Raw genomic sequence first — 16,736 nt, 5'->3', positions numbered from 1 at the left:
AGCGGACGCGCATCAGCCCTTGGGCGGCGGCTCGGCCCCGTCCTCGGGCGTGTCGCTGACACCGATGCGGCGGGTGCGGGCCAGATCGGTCAGGTCCGCGCTGTCCTTGGCCCGGTCACGCCGCAGCGCCGCCAGCCCCAGCAGCAGCAGCGAAATCGGCGTGGTAATCATCACAAAGATGCCGATCACCAGTTCATGGATGATCGGGCGCGAATTCAGCACCGAAAACATCAGCATCGAGGCCAGAATCGTCGCCGCCGTGCCCCAACTGGTGTTCAGCGTCGGCGCGTGGATGCGCTGATAGAAATGCCGCATCCGCACCAGACCCAGACTGCCCAGCAATGCCAGCGACGACCCGATCACCAGAAAGATCGCGATCAGCACGGCGGCCCACAGCGGAAGATCGTTCAGATGGCTCATTCGATCACCTCGCCGCGCAGCAGGAACTTGGCCAGCGAAACCGTGGTGACAAAGCCAAGGATGGCGATAATCGCCGCCGCCTCGAAAAAGAACACGCTGCCATTGCGCATCCCCAGCACAAGGATCAGCAGCATCGCGTTGACATAGACCGTATCCATGGCCAGCACCCGGTCCTGCGCGCGCGGGCCGCGCATCATCCGGGCGCAGGCCAGCACCAGCGCCGCCGCCAGCGCAAGCTGGGCATAGGTCAGGGCAAGCGTCAGGATCAGCGCGCTCATTCGAAAATCTCCATCAGGGCGGCTTCATAGCGGTTCTGGATCAGGGCGCGAAAGCCCTCGGCATCCACAAGGTCCAGAACGTGCAGCAACAGCTTGCCGCTGGACGGGTCATATTCCAGCCATGCGGTGCCGGGCGTGGCCGTCACGATGATCGCCAACAGCGCAAGCGCATTGCGGTCGCGGATGCGCAGCTGCATTTCCAGAAAATCGCTGCGCTTTTCGGCCAGATCGGGACCGGCGATCATGATGCGCGCCACAGCGATATTCGACCGGATGATGTCCACACCAACGATCAGCCCCAGATGGATCAGCAACCCAAAGCGGCGGATCGTCGGCGATGACAGATGCAGGCGCGACACCACCAGACCTGCGGCAACAGCAATCACGCTGCCCAAAATCAGGTTCCCCGCACTGAACGAGGTCAGCAGCAGCCAGATCATCGTCAGCGCCAGTGTCAGCAGAGGATATGGAAACAATTTGCTCATTCCGGCACCTCGCCTGCGCCCGTGGCGGGTGTCAGCCCCGAATGCCCCCCGACCGAGGGGAACGGCACCCTGCCGCGATCAGGCGGCGGTTCTTCGTCATCATCGCGCAGCGGGGCCGAGGTCAGAACCGATTGCGCATAAGCGGGCGGGGTCAGCAGCGTGGCGGCCGTCGCGCTGGTGAATCGCAAGGATGGCTGCGCCTGCACGGTCAGCAGCGTCAGCATCGCCAGCAACAGGCCGACCGGCGCGATTTCCAGCGCAAGGATCGGCGTCCCTTCACGCGGCGTAACCCAGAACCGGCGGATGCCAAAGCGCATCAGCGCGATCAGCGATGCCAGCCCTGATGCGAACAGCACGGCCATGAACAGCCAGACCAGCGACGAGATCGCCCCATCGGCGCGCGCGGTTTCCTCCAGCATCCCGCTGATGATGCCGACCTTGCCGATAAAACCCGAAAACGGCGGCAGACCGGCCACAAAGCCGACCAGAACGATGAAACACATCGCCAGTGCCGTCACCGAGGCAGGCAGCGTCGTGGCCGGCGCATCGTCATCCTCGACCGAGCCAAGGCCCATCGGCCCCCACCAGTCCAGCACCTCAAGCGAAGGGATGGTCGAGGCTTCTTCGTCGCCATCGCCGGGGTCTTCCTCGGTGGTCCTGCCGGCGCGTTCAAGCGGTTCGGCCAGCAAAAACAGGGCGCTGACCGCGACGGTCGAACCCACCATGTAATACAGCGCCGCCGCCAGCATCCCCTCGCCCCCGCCGGTCAGGGCAAAGCCGACGACCGAAATCACCGTGCCCGAGGAAATCAGCGTGGCATAGCCCGCCTTCCATGCCAGACCCTGCGCGGACAGAATGCCGAACAGCGCATACAGCATGGTCGCCAGCCCCAGCAGGATCAGCACCGGCCCGCCAAAGCCCGCCGATACGCCCATGCCCGGCGCAAAATTCAGCATCGCCAGCCGCAGGATGGCATAGACCCCGACCTTGGACATGATCGCCATGATCGCCGCAGCGGGCGGCGAGGCGACGGCATAGGTCCGCGGCAGCCAAAAGCACAGCGGCCAGATCGCCGCCTTGACCAGAAACGCCAGCCCCAGCATCGCCGCGCCCATATGGAACAGCGGGCGCAGATCATCCTCCAGCGTGGGCGAGATCCGCGACAGTTCGGCCATGTTCAGCGTGCCGGTGGTGCCATAGATCAGCGCGATCCCGATCAGGAACAGCAGCGAGGCGGCCAGGTTGATCGCGATGTAATGCAGCCCGGCCTTGATCCGGTCCGGCCCCGATCCATGCAGCATCAGCCCATAGGACGACGCCAGCATCACCTCGAAAAAGACGAACAGGTTGAACAGGTCGCCGGTCAGAAAGGCACCGTTCAGGCCGAACAGCAGGAACTGGAACAACGAGTGGTAATGCTGCCCCTTGCCCTGCCACCCGGCCGAGGCATAGATCATCGCCGGAATCGCCAGCAGCGCGGTCAGCATCACCATCAGCGCCGACAGCCGGTCCACGACCAGCACGATCCCCATCGGCATCGGCCAGTTGCCCAGCAAATACAGGCGCATGCTGGCGTCAGCCTCGGCCTGGTTCAGCAGCTTGATCGACACCAGCAGCATGGCGACGCCCGACACCATGCCCACCCCCAGCTTGAGCCAGCGGCGGCGGTCGTCATACAGCAGCATCAGCGCGCCGGCCAGAAACGGGATCAGCAGCGGCGCGATCAGCAGATGTTCGGGGCGGATGGTCTGGAACTGGATCATTCGCTACGCTCCGCCACGGCAGCCGCATCGGCACGTTCGACGCCGTTCACATGGTCCGATCCGGTCATGCCGCGCGCCACCATGATGACCACCAGAAACAGCGCCGTGGTGGCAAAGCTGATGACGATGGCCGTCAGCACCAGCGCCTGAGGCACCGGGTCGGTATAGGCCGTCGGGTCGATAAAGCCGCCCTTGGGCATCACCGGCGGCGACCCCACCCGCAGACGCCCCATGCCAAAGATGAACAGGTTGACGCCATAGGCCAGCAGGCACAGCCCGATGATAACCTGAAAGGTGCGGGGCCGCAGCAGCAGCCAGATCCCCGATCCGCACAGCACGCCGATGGCAAGGGCGAGTATCAGTTCCATATCATGCCTCCCCTTCGGCTGTTTCGGCAGGGTCGCGCCGGGGCCGCTTGCGCTCGACGCGCAGCGACTGGTGGGCGATGGCGACCAGCATCAGCACCACCGACCCCAGCACCACCGCGAACACGCCGATGTCGAACAGCAGCGCGGTGGCGGCGGGCACGTTGCCGATCAGCGGCACATGCACATATTGCGCATGGGTGGTCAGGAAGGGATAGCCGAACAGCCACGACCCCAGCCCGGTTGCCAGCGCAATCAGCAGGCCAACCGCGATCCACCGCACCGGCAGCACGGTCAGCCGCGCATCGACCCAACGCACGTTGGTGGCGATATATTGCAGCATCAGCCCGATGGCGACCGTGACCCCGGCGGCAAAACCGCCGCCCGGCAGATCGTGGCCGCGAAAGAACAGATAGGCCCCCAGCACCACAGCCGCCGCCAGCAACCAGTTCATGATGATCGACACGACGAACATGTAGGAATCCAGCGAATGCGAGGTGCCGCCCTTTTGCGGCGAGGGGGTCTCGGCGCTTTCGGGGGCGGGGCGGAACCGGCGCAGCAGCGCAAAGACGGTCAGCCCCACGACGCTGAGAACGGTGATCTCGCCAAAGGTGTCGAAGGCGCGGAAATCGACCAGAATCACGTTAACCACATTGGTGCCGCCGCCCTCGGAATAGGCGTTGCGCAGGAACCAGTCGCCGACATTCAGCCCCGGCGGCATCATCATCACGGCATAGGCCATCGCGGCGATGCCGCCGCCGCTGATGATGGCGATCATCAGATCGACGCCGCGGCGCAGCTTGGCGCGCGGAGCCTTGTCACCCGCGATCTCGGCCCGGCGCTGCGGCAGCCAGCGCAGCCCCAGCAGCAACAGCACGGTGGTAACGATTTCGACCAGCAGCTGCGTCACCGCCAGATCGGGTGCCGACAGCCAGACAAAGCTGACGCAGGCCACCAGCCCGGCCCCGCCCATCATCACCAGCGCGACAAAGCGGTGATATTTCGCCAGCACCGCCGCACCGATGGCACATGTGGCCCCGACCGCCCACAGCAGCGCGAACAGCAGTTCCTGCAAGCCAAAGTCAGGAACGCCCGCCCACCAGACCGTGCCCGGCAGCACCAGAATCCCCGACCAGACCGCAGCCATCACCAGCGCGCGCAACTGCGGCTGCAACCGCGAGGTGCCGGCAAGGCGCGTGATCTTTTCCGACAGATCGCCCGACAGCGCGCCCTGCACCTTGTCGAACATCGCCTTGGCGTTCAGGCGGCGGATCAGCGGCGGTCCCTCTGGCCCGGTGTCGATCCGCTTGCGGCCCAGCAGATAGATCGCACAGCCGGCAACGATGGCGGCCGCGCTCATCATCAGGGGGGTGTTGAAGCCATGCCAGATCTTGACGCTGAAATAGTCGGGCATCTGCCCGCCCAGCACCGCGACCGAGGCATTGCGCAGCGGCCCGCCCAGCACGGTCATCGGCATGATACCCACGGCAAGGCACAGCACCGCCAGCACCTCGACCGGGCGACGCATCAGGGCCGGCGGCTCGTGCGGTTTTGGGATCGGCAGATCGCGCGAGGGCGGGCCAAAGAACACCGTCACCACAAAGCGCAGCGAATAGGCCACGCTGAACGCCCCGGCAATCGTCGCCAGATAGGGCAGCGCATTATCCAGCGGACTGCCGTTGTTCCACGCCGCCGCCACGTCAAAGAACATTTCCTTGGACAGAAACCCGTTCAGCAGCGGCACCCCCGCCATCGCGGCCGAGGCGATGATCGCCAGCACTGTCGTCACCGGCAGCCATTTGCGCAGCCCCGACAGGCGGCGCATGTCTCGGGTGCCGGTTTCGTGGTCGATGATGCCTGCCACCATGAACAGGCTGGCCTTGAACACGGCGTGGTTCACGATATGAAAGATCGCCGCGATGATGGCCAGCGGGCTGCCGATCCCGACCAGCGTGGTTATCAGCCCAAGGTGGCTGATGGTGGAATAGGCCAGCAACCCCTTCAGATCGTGGCGGAACAGCGCCACCACCGACCCGACCAGCAGCGTGGTGATGCCGACGCCGACGACCAGCGCAAACCACTGATCCGTGCCCCCCAGCACCGGAAAGAACCGCACCAGCAGATAAACACCCGCCTTGACCATCGTGGCCGAGTGCAGATAGGCGCTGACCGGGGTTGGCGCGGCCATGGCGCTTGGCAACCAGAAATGGAACGGGAACTGCGCCGATTTGGTAAACGCCCCCAGCAGCACCAGCACCAGCGCCGGCACATACAGCGAATGCGCGCGGATACGGTCGGCGGCGGCAAACACGGTTTCAAAGTCGAACCCGCCCGCGATATGGCCAAGGATCAGCACCCCGCCCAGCAGGCACAGCCCGCCCGTCGCCGTCACGATCAGCGCGGTGCGGGCACCGTCGCGGGCCTCGGGCTTTTGGTTCCAATAGGAAATCAGCAGGAACGAGGTAAAGCTGGTCAGTTCCCAGAACACCACCAGCATAATCATGTTACCCGACAGCAGCACCCCCGCCATCGAGCCGGTAAAGGCCATCATCGCGCCATAAAAACGCGGCACCGGATCGTCGGGCGACATGTAATAGCGGGCATACAGCACCACCAGAAAGCCGATCCCCGACACCAGCACCATGAACAGCCACGAAAACCCGTCCAGCACAAAGCGCAGGTTCAGCGAGATGGCATCGACCCAGAACACCGTGATCTGAATACTGCCGCCATCCTGCACGAAGGGGCGCAGCGAAAACAGGATGCCCAGCATCGTCAGCATGGTCAGCCCGCCCATCCACGCCTCGGCGTTGCGGGCGTTGATGGACAGGGTCATCGCCGCAATCGCCGCCAGGAACGGCAACACCACCAGAATGATCAGCAGGTTTTCTTCGATCATGCGCGGCGCGGTCCCCCTTGAATTTCTGGCCATGGCGGATGCCCGCCCCCGTCATGCAGCGCGCGCCGATCCATTGCAGCCCCGGATGCAGGGGTGCCGCTGCCCCGGCAAGGTCGGGATCGTCAGATGCGCGCAAAACAGGTTTGCCGTGATGTAACCGCCAGCCTTTCAGTCGTCCAGTGCGCGGCGGGGGGCAATGCCGGAAAATCTCTGCGGGATGAATAAATTGTTATGCGCGTCCCGGCAGTTCAGCCGCCGGGGCCAGCCAGATCACCCCAGCCCCAGCCGCGCCGCCGCGATTTCCTGCGCGACAGCCTGAGGCGACACATCGCGGGCGGCGGCCTGCGCCATCACCTCGCCCACCTGATCGCGAAAGCGCGGGAACCAATCCTCGACAAATTCAGCGGCGGGCCTGCGGGCGATCTCGGCGGCGACATTGCTGATACCCCCGGCATTAATCAGAAAATCGGGCATATAGGCGATGCCGTTGGCGTGCAGACGTTCGGCGTCAGCCTCGGTTTCCAGTTGATTATTGGCGGCACCTGCGATCAGCCGGGCGCGAATATCGGGGATCGTGGCCGCCGACAACACAGCGCCAAGCGCGCAGGGGGCAAGAATATCGCAGTCGGTGGCGTGGAACCCCGCCACCGGACGAACCTCGGCCCCAAAGTCGCGCGCGGCGGCCTGACTGCGGTCGTCGTCGATGTCGGTGACGATCAGGCGCGCACCCGCATGATGCAGCATCCGGCACAGATGCCAGCCGACATGCCCCAGCCCCTGCACCGCAACCCGCCGCCCGTCCAGACCGCCGCCGAACACGCTGGCAGCCCCGATCTGCATCGCCTCGAACACGCCGCGCGCCGTCACGGGCGAAGGATCGCCGCTGGCAAAGGCACCGTCCGGCAGCCCCGCGACATGCGCCGTTTCGCGGCTGACCTCGACCATATCGGCGGTGGTGACGCCCACATCCTCGGCCGTGATATACAGCCCGTTCAGCCGATCCACCGCGCGGCCAAAGGCCCGCATCAGTTCAGGCGTTTTTGCCTGCCCCGGTGCCAGCATGATAACCGCCTTGCCGCCGCCCAGATCCAGCCCGGCCACGGCATTTTTCAGCGACATCCCGCGCGACAGGCGCAAGGCATCGCGCAGCGCCTCGGCCTCGGATTCATAGCGCCACAGCCGGCATCCCCCCGCCGCCGGGCCGCGCCGGGTCGAATGAACGGCGATGATCGCGCGCAGCCCCGTTGCCGGATCGCTGGCAAAGCCGACCAGTTCATGCCCATCGAAATCGGCATGTGTGAAAAGCTCCATCTCTCCCCCCTTTGGTCTGAGAACGCCCCCTAGCCGTCCACAAAGATCAGCGCCGGTGTTTCCAGCAGCTCTTTCAGCCGCGCCACGAAAACGGCTCCGTCCCAGCCGTCGATCACGCGGTGGTCAAAGCTGCACGACAGGTTCATCACCTTGCGCGGCACAAAGCCCTGCCCGTCCCACAGGGGCCGTGTCGCGATGCGGTTGATGCCGACGATGGCCACCTCGGGGCGGTTGATGATCGGTGTCGTCGAAATCGCCCCCAGCCGCCCAAGCGAGCTGATGGTGATGGTCGAGCCGGTCATCTCATCGCGGCGGATGCTGCCATCGCGCGCGGCCCCGGCCAGACGCAGCAACTCGGCGGCAATGTCGCGCAAGGGGCGCGCCCCGGCATCGCGGATCACCGGAACCATGGCCCCGTGCGGCGTTTGCGTGGCGATGCCCACATGCAGCGCGGCAACCCGGCGCAGCACCCCGGCGGCATCGTCGTAATGCGCGTTCAGGTCGGGCTGTTCGGCCAGCACACGCGCCATGGCCCTAACGACAAAAGGCAGCAGCGTCAGGCGCGTATCGTTGCCATCCGCATTCATCCTGGCCCGCAGGTCTTCCAGCGCGGTCACGTCAACCTCTTCGACCAGGGTGAAATGCGGAACGAGGCGCTTGGTTTCCTGCATCCGTTCCGCGATCTGACGGCGCAGGCCGATGACCGGCATGTCCTCGGTCGCGCCCAGCAGATCGGAGGGCGCGTCAGGGGCAGACGCTGCGGGCGGCGGATCGTCAGCGACACCGGCACGAGGGGGGGGCGGCACCTGGGGCTGGTGGATCTGGATATTGCCCGCACCCTCGACCATCAGACGGATCAGGTCGCTGCCGACCGGCAGCATCTCGCCCGGCGCACCGGCCAGCCACAGCACCCGCCCGGACACCGGCGCGGGAATCTCGATCGTCACCTTGTCGGTCATCAGGGCGCAGACGGGTTCGTCGGCCACCACCTCATCGCCAACATCGACCAGCCATTCGGCGATTTCGGCCTCGGTTATGCCATCACCGATTTCAGGCAGGCGGATCACATGTTCGCCCATGCAGCGGCCCCCAGTAAGAAAAAACACATGTTTAATGGAAAATGCCAGAAACCCGCGCCCGAGGCCAGAGCGTTCAGAACGGCACGTCATCCGCCCCGGACGCGGGCTGAACATAGCCCGCCTTGACGTTCTTGAAGCCCGCAGCAAATTGCACCGTCAGCGTATCTTCGGCGATGCCCATGATCGTGCCCTCGCCGAATTTCACATGGCTCACCCGGTCGCCAACGGAAAAGGCCACCGCCGTCGCGTCGATCACCACCGCAGGCGCGGGGCGCGGGCGATTTGTCGCGCGCGCCTGCATCCGCTTCCACCCCGGCGAGTTATAGACGTCGGCATTGGCCGCGCGGTTGTGCATCTCGCTGCCGGCACTGGCCCCGGCAAAGGCCATCGCCGCGCCATATCCGCCACCGTAAAGACCGGGCGGAGTCAGCACCTCGACATGATCGCCGGGCAATTCGTCGATAAAGCGCGACGGCATCGACGACTGCCATTGCCCATACATCCGCCGGTTGCCCGCAAAGCTGATGGTGGCCAGTTCCTCGGCCCGCGTGATGCCGACATAGGCAAGACGGCGCTCTTCCTCCAGCCCTTTCAGGCCGGTTTCGTCCATGGCACGCTGGCTGGGGAACAGCCCGTCTTCCCAGCCGGGCAGGAACACGATGGGAAATTCCAGCCCCTTGGCGGCGTGCAGCGTCATGATGCTGACCTGATCGGCGGTTTCATCCTGATCGCGGTCCATGACCAGCGCGATATGTTCCAGAAAGCCCTGAAGATTGTCGAAATCTTCCAGTGCCTTGACCAGTTCTTTCAGGTTGTCCAGCCGCCCCGGCGCATCCGGGGTCTTGTCGGCCTGCCACATCGCCGTATAGCCGGATTCGTCCAGCAGCCGTTCGGCCAGTTCGATATGGCTGGCACCGGGGTCCAGCGTTGCCGCATGTGCGCGGCCCATCAGCCCGACGAAATCACGCAGATTCGCCGCGCCCTTGCCGGATAGCTGCCCTTCCTCGACCGCCAGATGCGCGCCTTGCAGCAAAGGCACGCCATGACGCCGCGCAACGCTTTGGATCGCCTGCACCGCCTTGTCGCCAAGGCCGCGCTTGGGCGTGTTGACGATGCGCTCAAAGGCCAGATCGTCGGCGGGTGACACCGCCAGCCGGAAATAGGCCATGGCGTCGCGAATTTCCGCCCGCTCGTAAAAGCGGGGGCCGCCGATCACGCGATAGGGCAGGCCGATGGTCATAAAACGGTCTTCAAAGGCGCGCATCTGGTGGCTGGCGCGCACCAGAATCGCCATGTCGTTCAGCGCCCGCTGGCCGATGGCGGCGCGATGACCGCCGTGGAACGCCTCGATCTCTTCGCCGATCCAGCGGGCTTCGGCCTCGCCATCCCAATGGCCGATCAGGCGGACCTTTTCGCCCGCCTCGACCTCGGTCCACAGGGTCTTGCCAAGGCGTCCGGCATTGGCGGCAATCAACCCGGATGCAGCGGCCAGAATATGCGGGGTCGAGCGGTAGTTCTGTTCCAGCCGGATCACCCGAGCGCCGGGGAAATCCGTTTCAAACCGCAGGATGTTGCCCACCTCGGCCCCGCGCCAGCCATAGATCGACTGATCGTCATCGCCCACGCAGCACACGTTGCGATGCGCCTGCGCCAGCAGCCGCAGCCACATATATTGCGCCGCGTTGGTATCCTGATATTCGTCCACCAGAATATAGCGGAACCGATCCTGCCACGCCGCCAGCACATCGGGATGCGCCTGAAACAGCGTCACGCAATGCATCAGAAGATCGCCGAAATCGACCGCGTTCAGCGTCAGCAGCCGCGCCTGATAGGCCGCATACAGCCGCCCGCCCCAGCCGTCGAAATTGCCCTGTTCGCCGCGCGGCACCTGCGAGGGTGTCAGGCAGCGGTTCTTCCAGTCGTCGATCAACCCCGCCAACTGCCGCGCAGGCCAGCGTTTTTCGTCGATATTTTCAGCGGCGATCAACTGCTTCAGCAGGCGGATCTGATCGTCGGTATCCAGAATGGTAAAGCTGGGCTTCAGGTGCAACGTGCCGTCGCCGATCAGCTCGGCATGGCGGCGCAGGATTTTCACGCAGATGCTGTGAAACGTGCCCAGCCACGGCATCCCCTCGACCGCACCGCCGACCAGACGGCCGATGCGGTCTTTCATCTCGCGCGCGGCCTTGTTGGTGAAGGTGACGGCCAGGATTTGCCCCGGCCGCGCCAGACCGCGCGTCAGGATATGGGCGATGCGGGCGGTCAGGGCGCGGGTCTTGCCGGTCCCTGCCCCGGCCAGCATCAGCACCGGGCCTTCGGTCGTTTCAACCGCCGCACGCTGTGCGGGGTTCAGCCCGTCCAGATAGGGCGCGGGGCGCGCGGCCATCGCCTGCTGCGACAGCGGAACGGGCGGGGTGGTGGGGGCGTCAGGCTGGCTCATAGGCGGCACATTATCCGGCAAACGGGCTGGTGAAAAGCCCGTGTTCTGTTATTGTTCCGCCTGCCGCACCAAGGTCACACCCGGCCCGGCAAAGCGCCCCTGCCCCGCAGGTGCCAGCACCAGCGCCGGGCGGGGTCCATGCAGCATCAACTGATCGCCGCGCAATTCCCACGTCTGCACCTGCATCAAGGCCCCGCCGATACACACCTGATCCGCCGCCTGCCGCCCGCCGCGCTGTTGACGTTCGGACAGGTAAACCCGGCAACTGCTGCCATCCGCCTCAAGCGCCGACCACGCCCCGACCAGCGCCGCGACATTTTCCGGCAGAGGCGGCGGTTCCTGATCCTGTTCCGGCCCGGTGCAGGCAGACAGCGCCAGAGCCAGAGCCAGCGGAAACAGTATGCCGTTCAGACTGCGCACGATCAGGCCCGCAGCCCCGCGAACAGCGAGGGATCAAGGCTGGCCTGCGCAAAGGTCGGCCCCTCGGTCAGCACGCTGACGGCATCATGCGAATGCAGCGATTCCTGATGGCTGGCCACGACGCGGAAATCACCGATGCGCGGATCGTCCAGCAATTGCAGGGCAAAGGCGCGCACGGCATCTTCGACAAAGATCGGGTTCGAGGCATTCAGTTCGGCAAAGGCCTGTTCGTCCTCGCGCTTGACCATGACCTGCGTTTCGGTCGGCACGGCGCGGCGGCACAGGTCGATCATATCCTCGAACCAGATCTTTTCCGGCCCCTTCATCACCACCGAAATCCGCGCCACCGACCGCTGCGAATGCGGCGTCGCCAGACGCCCGCGCATTTCCCGCGCATGTTCCGACAGTTCCAGCGAACAGGGGCAGGTCGAGGAATAGACGTAATCCAGATGCAAAATCCGCAGCCGCTGCCCGGCCTGCTCGACCAGTTCCTGCGCGATGTCGTAATACTGCCATCCCGACAGGCCCGACCGCAGCGAATCCACCCGCATCGGATAGGACAGCCGCATCAGGATACGCGCATCCAGCGCGTCCAGATCGGATTTGTAATCCTCAAGCGCCGCCTCTAACACCTTGAGGCTGAACAGGCTTTCCGAATGCGCATAGAACGAGCGCATGATCCGCGACATGTTGATGCCCTTGCGGTCGGCCTCAAGGCTGACGGTGCCGGTCACGCTGGTTTCCAGCCGCATCTCGCCGCCGTCGCGGGTCTGATAGCGGATCGGCAGGCGGAAATTGCTGATGCCGACATGCTGGATCGGCGCGCGGGCGCCGACGATCAGGCTGGCCGGGCCGTTCTGCAAATCCGGCAGGCTGGCCTTGTAGGCGTCATCCACGCGGAAACCGGCGTCATAGCTGCGCGCCAAGGCAGGATAGGCGGGCACAAGCGGGCGGTTATCGGTCATCACTCGATCCTTAACGCGGGGACGCATCGCAATATGGGAAGCATCCGGGCATTTCCAACGGGGCAGCCGCAGTTTTTATGCAGCCGCCGTGCGATCAGGCCAGCGCGCGGGTCAGATCGGCGATCAGATCATCGGGATGTTCCAGCCCCACCGACAGCCGGATCAGGCCGGGCGTGATGCCCAGTTCGGCCCGCGTTTCGTCCGACAGCCGCTGATGGGTGGTGGTGGCCGGATGGGTGACGATGGATTTCACATCCCCAAGGTTGTTGGAAATGCTGACCAGTTCCAGCCGGTCCAGCATGGCAAAGGCCGCGTCCTTGCCGCCCGCCAGCTCCATCGCGATCATGGTGCCGCCCGATCCCATCTGCGCCATGGCCAGTTCGTGCTGCGGATGGCTGGCCAGCCCCGGATAGATCAGCCGCGACAGCGCCGGGTTGCCTTCAAGCGCGCGCGCGACACCAAGCGAGGCATCCGCCTGCGCCCGCACACGCAGGTCCATCGTCGCCATGCTGGACAGCATCAGCCATGCGTTGAACGGGCTGATCGCGCCGCCGGTGTGTTTCAGATACGGTTCCGCCACATTGCGCACGAAATCGCGGGTGCCGCAGATCACCCCGCCCAAGGCGCGGCCGGTGCCGTCGATATGTTTCGTCGCGGAATAGACCACCACATCGACGCCCAGTTCGGTGGCGCGCGAAAAAACCGGCGTGGTAAAGACGTTATCACACACCACGGTCGCACCCGCATCATGCGCCAGACGGCAGACGGCAGCGATGTCGATCACCTCAAGCGTGGGATTCGACATGGATTCAAAGAACACCGCCCTTGCCCCGCCTTTCAGCGCATCGGCCCACTGATCCAGATCGGTTCCGTCAACCAACACCACCTGAACGCCGAATTTGGCCAGAATATCCAGCACATACAGGCACGACCCGAACAAGGCGCGCGCGGCAACCACGCGATCGCCGGGGGCGCACAGCGCCATCATCGCGCCATTGACCGCCGCCATGCCGGATGCGGTGGCAAAGGCATCCTCGGTGCCCTCGATCCCGGCGATCCGGTCTTCGAACATGCGGCTGGTGGGGTTGCCATAGCGGGCATAGATGAACTCGTCCGGGCCGACATGCTGAAACCGCGCCTCGGCCTGCGCGGCGCTGTCATAGGCAAAGCCCTGCGTCATGAACAACGCCTCGGCCATCTCGCCATACTGGCTGCGGCGAATGCCGTGATGGATCGCGCGGGTGCGCGGGTGAAGCGGCTGGTCGTTGCTCATCGGCTGTCCTTTCGGTGCTGTATCTGCCGATTAGCCCCCGCACCGGGCGATTTCAAGCAGCCGCCGCGTCATGGCACCTGATGCCCAAGCGCGGCCTGATACAGTTCGAACCAGTCCTGCCGGTCCAGTTGCACCCGCAGCGCATCCGACAGCCGGGCGATGCGGTCAGGGTCGTTGGTGCCCATCACCGGCATGATCCGCGCCGGATGGGCCAGCAGCCAGGCCACCGCCACGGCGGCCATATCCACCCCCTCGCGCGCGGCGATCTGTTGCAGGGCGCGGGTCAGGGGCGGCTCGCCCGAGGCGAACAGGCTGCCCCCGCCCAGAGGCGACCACGCCATCACCGGCATCCGCGCCCGCTGTATCCATGCCAGATCGCCATTGGTCAGCGGATCATGGGCCAGCAGGCTGATCTCGATCTGATTGGCGGCCAGAGGGGTCGCCATCCGGCTTTGCAGCAGTTCCGTATCCCACGGGCGAAAGTTCGACACGCCCACAGCCCGCACCTTGCCGCTGGCCACCAGCGCATCCAGCGCCGGGCCGGTCGCATCGGCATCCATCAGCGGATCGGGGCGGTGCAGCAGCAACAGATCAACCCGATCCGTCGCCAGATCACGCAGCGACCGATCCACCGCGGCAGTGATATGGCCGGGCGAGGTGTCGTAATGCTTGACCCGCACCCCGGCGTGACGGCCCAGCGGCGCGATGATGTCGCATTTCGTCACGACTTCCACACGGTCGCGCAGGCCGGGCACGGCCCGAAAAGCGGCACCCAACAGCGCCTCGCCACCGTAATCGCCATAAATATCGGCATGATCCAGCGTGGTGATGCCCTGCGCCAGACAGGTTTCGATCCTGGCCTGCACATGCGCCGGCGAGGTGTCGGGCGCATCGGCAAGGCGCCACAGGCCATAGATCATCCGGCTAAGGCTTAGCCCCGGTGCAATCTGAACCCGTTCCATCCGCCCTCCTTGCCGGTTTGCGCCATCGTCACCCGAAAGGACAGCGGGCGTCCAGCGTATTCGACCTTGGCGGACGGGATGGCGCGCTGTATCAACCCTGCATCACTTGACCCCACCGCAGGCGATCCGATGCCCCTGACCGCCCCCCTGCCCACCTATCTGCGCATCGCGGAAACGATCTGCCGCGACATCGCCGCCGGGCGTCTGGCCGATGGCGACCGACTGCCGCCGGAACGGGATATGGCCGCATCACGCGGCATCGCCGTCGGAACACTGCGCAAGGCTCTGGCGGAACTGGAAACACGTGGCCTGCTGGAGCGGAGACACGGATCGGGCAACTATATCCGCGCGGGCCACCAGCCGCAGGGCATCTATGCGCTGTTCCGGCTGGAACTGCTGGGCGGCGGCGGATTGCCCACGGCGCAGGTGCTGTCGGTCGAACGCACCGACAAGCCCGACCACCTGCCCGCCTTTGGCAAGGGCACGCAGGCGCATCGCATCCGCCGCCTGCGCCACCTGTCGGGCCAGCCCGCCAGCGTCGAGGAAATCTGGCTCTGCGCCTCATTCGCGCAGCGGATGGACCGGGCGGCACTGTCCGAATCGTTGTATCACCACTATCGCCAGCACCTTGGCCTGAACATCACGCGGGCCGAGGATCGCATCGGGCAGGAACCCCTGCCCGACTGGACGCCCGCCGCCTTTCCTCACCCCGCCGGCACGCCGATGCCGCAGGTGCTGCGGCTGTCGCAGACGGCCGACGGGCAGGTGGCGGAAATCTCGCGCAATTGGTTCGATCCGGGGGTGGCGCGCTATGTCGCGCGGTTATGAACCGGGCTGGAACCGGATCGCCACGCCGTTGATGCAGTAACGCAACCCGGTCGGCGGCGGGCCATCGGGGAAAACATGCCCCAGATGCGCGTCGCAATCGTGGCAGCGCACTTCGGTGCGGATCATGCCATGGCTGACATCGCGATGCTCATCAATCGCCCCGCCCGCACGATAGAACGAAGGCCAGCCGCAATGGCTGTCGAATTTGGTGTCGCCGTCAAACAGCCGCGCGCCACAGCACACACAGGTGAAATGCCCCGGCCCGGACGGAAAGCCGGGGTGCGAAAACGGCGGCTCGGTCCCGGCCTGACGGGTGACGCGGTATTCCTCGGGCGTCAGTTGCTGCCGCCACTCGGCATCGGTTTTGCTGATTTTCTGGCTCATCACATGTCCGTCATTGAAATTTCGTGAATCTGTCACCTGATATGGGTAGCAATGCCGTAATGACAAAGGGAACATGTCATGGCGATCATCGTCGAGGGCCGCTATCGCGCCCGGCTTGCCGAAACGGCACAAGATCTGCGCAAGGCGCAACGCCTGCGCTGGCGCTGCTTTCTGGGACGCACGGCCCCCGATGACGGCGACGGGCTGGATGCCGACGCGCTGGACGCCGAATGCAGCCACCTGCTGATCGAGGATACCCGCACCGGCGAACTGGCCGCCTGCTGCCGCTTTCTGGTGCTGGAAAAGGGTGAGGACATCGGGCGCAGCTATTCGGCGCAATATTACGATCTGGGGCGGCTGGCCACCTATGACACGCCGATGGTGGAAATGGGGCGCTTTTGCGTCGATCCATCCCGGCGCGACCCCGATATTCTGCGGCTGGCCTGGCGCGCGCTAAGCCAGCAGATCGACGCGGCGCGGGCCGGGCTGCTGTTCGGCTGTTCCAGCTTTGTCGGCACCGAGCCTGACCAATATGCCGACGCCTTTGCCATGCTGCGCGCCCGCCATCTGGCCCCGCGCCGCTGGTTGCCGCGCGTCAAGGCGCCGCAAGTGTTCCGCTTTGCCCGCGCGCTGCGGCTGATGACCCCCGACCCGCGCCGCGCCATGGCCGCGATGCCGCCGCTGCTGCGCAGCTATCTGGCGATGGGGGGCTGGGTCAGCGATCATGCGGTGGTGGACCGGCAGTTGAACACGCTGCATGTCTTTACCGGCGTGGAAATCGGCGCGATCCCGCCCGCGCGGCAACGCTGGCTGCGCGGAACGGCGCAGGCTGTAAACCCCTGAAACAGTGCCGGGCGGCCTGAC

The 16,736-nt window shown here is 65.3% G+C and carries 16 protein-coding genes; 2 read left to right on the top strand and 14 right to left on the bottom strand.

The features are described 5' to 3' along the window. Positions 1-12: 12 nt before the first annotated feature. From mnhG to Q4G14_RS09140, 13 genes are all read right to left on the bottom strand, one after another. Entirely contained in the window at positions 13-420 is a 408-nt protein-coding gene (gene mnhG / locus Q4G14_RS09200; RefSeq protein WP_303361443.1) for a monovalent cation/H(+) antiporter subunit G, read from the bottom strand. Continuing rightward, positions 417-698 carry a K+/H+ antiporter subunit F gene (locus tag Q4G14_RS09195; RefSeq protein WP_303361442.1) on the bottom strand — a complete coding sequence of 94 codons (282 nt, stop codon included), beginning with the start codon at positions 696-698 and terminating at the stop codon, positions 417-419. Before Q4G14_RS09195 ends, mnhG begins: the two co-directional genes overlap by 4 nt. Continuing rightward, the gene (locus Q4G14_RS09190; protein WP_303361441.1) at positions 695-1,183 is read right to left on the bottom strand and encodes a Na+/H+ antiporter subunit E; all 489 of its coding nucleotides are present in this window, start codon (positions 1,181-1,183) and stop codon (positions 695-697) included. Before Q4G14_RS09190 ends, Q4G14_RS09195 begins: the two co-directional genes overlap by 4 nt. Continuing rightward, complete coding sequence (locus tag Q4G14_RS09185) at positions 1,180-2,946, bottom strand: monovalent cation/H+ antiporter subunit D (RefSeq protein ID WP_303361440.1); 1,767 nt, start codon at positions 2,944-2,946, stop codon at positions 1,180-1,182. Before Q4G14_RS09185 ends, Q4G14_RS09190 begins: the two co-directional genes overlap by 4 nt. Further along, the gene (locus Q4G14_RS09180; protein WP_303361439.1) at positions 2,943-3,314 is read right to left on the bottom strand and encodes a Na+/H+ antiporter subunit C; all 372 of its coding nucleotides are present in this window, start codon (positions 3,312-3,314) and stop codon (positions 2,943-2,945) included. The genes Q4G14_RS09185 and Q4G14_RS09180 overlap by 4 nt, the downstream gene beginning before the upstream one ends. A gap of 1 nt (position 3,315) precedes the next feature. After that, entirely contained in the window at positions 3,316-6,210 is a 2,895-nt protein-coding gene (locus Q4G14_RS09175; protein WP_303361438.1) for a monovalent cation/H+ antiporter subunit A, read from the bottom strand. Between the two features lie 270 nt (positions 6,211-6,480). Beyond that, positions 6,481-7,521, bottom strand: a complete 1,041-nt coding sequence (locus tag Q4G14_RS09170; RefSeq protein WP_303361437.1) for a Glu/Leu/Phe/Val dehydrogenase — start codon at positions 7,519-7,521, stop codon at positions 6,481-6,483. Between the two features lie 29 nt (positions 7,522-7,550). Further along, a complete protein-coding gene (locus Q4G14_RS09165) occupies positions 7,551-8,600 on the bottom strand; it encodes a dihydrolipoamide acetyltransferase family protein (RefSeq protein ID WP_303361436.1) in 1,050 nt (349 codons plus the stop codon). 73 nt (positions 8,601-8,673) lie between these two features. Next, entirely contained in the window at positions 8,674-11,040 is a 2,367-nt protein-coding gene (locus Q4G14_RS09160; protein ID WP_303361435.1) for an ATP-dependent helicase, read from the bottom strand. A gap of 48 nt (positions 11,041-11,088) precedes the next feature. Further along, positions 11,089-11,460: an AprI/Inh family metalloprotease inhibitor gene (locus tag Q4G14_RS09155; RefSeq protein WP_303361434.1), complete on the bottom strand. Its 372-nt coding sequence runs from the start codon at positions 11,458-11,460 to the stop codon at positions 11,089-11,091. Positions 11,461-11,462: 2 nt separating this feature from the next. Continuing rightward, the gene (gene folE2, locus Q4G14_RS09150) at positions 11,463-12,425 is read right to left on the bottom strand and encodes a GTP cyclohydrolase FolE2 (RefSeq protein WP_303361433.1); all 963 of its coding nucleotides are present in this window, start codon (positions 12,423-12,425) and stop codon (positions 11,463-11,465) included. A gap of 94 nt (positions 12,426-12,519) precedes the next feature. Then, on the bottom strand, positions 12,520-13,698 hold the full coding sequence (gene metZ / locus Q4G14_RS09145) for an O-succinylhomoserine sulfhydrylase (protein WP_303361432.1): 1,179 nt from the start codon (positions 13,696-13,698) through the stop codon (positions 12,520-12,522). Positions 13,699-13,766: 68 nt separating this feature from the next. Further along, positions 13,767-14,660: an aldo/keto reductase family oxidoreductase gene (locus Q4G14_RS09140; RefSeq protein ID WP_303361431.1), complete on the bottom strand. Its 894-nt coding sequence runs from the start codon at positions 14,658-14,660 to the stop codon at positions 13,767-13,769. Positions 14,661-14,789: 129 nt separating this feature from the next. Here Q4G14_RS09140 and Q4G14_RS09135 point away from each other — a divergent pair, with 129 nt between their 5' ends. Beyond that, complete coding sequence (locus Q4G14_RS09135) at positions 14,790-15,488, top strand: GntR family transcriptional regulator (protein WP_303361430.1); 699 nt, start codon at positions 14,790-14,792, stop codon at positions 15,486-15,488. Here the strand turns inward: Q4G14_RS09135 and msrB are convergent. Then, positions 15,483-15,872 (bottom strand): peptide-methionine (R)-S-oxide reductase MsrB, encoded by a 390-nt coding sequence (gene msrB / locus Q4G14_RS09130; protein WP_303361429.1) that lies wholly within the window; start codon positions 15,870-15,872, stop codon positions 15,483-15,485. The two genes, Q4G14_RS09135 and msrB, sit on opposite strands and share 6 nt — an antisense overlap. Before the next feature lie 78 nt (positions 15,873-15,950). On the opposite strand from msrB, the gene Q4G14_RS09125 reads away from it, so the two are divergent. Beyond that, positions 15,951-16,715, top strand: coding sequence for a GNAT family N-acetyltransferase (locus tag Q4G14_RS09125; RefSeq protein WP_303361428.1), 765 nt, complete (start codon positions 15,951-15,953; stop codon positions 16,713-16,715). Positions 16,716-16,736: the final 21 nt, after the last annotated feature.

The organism is Paracoccus sp. (in: a-proteobacteria) (assembly GCF_030538755.1).
GTDB lineage: Bacteria > Pseudomonadota > Alphaproteobacteria > Rhodobacterales > Rhodobacteraceae > Paracoccus.
This window is presented reverse-complemented; position numbering and strand designations above follow the sequence as displayed.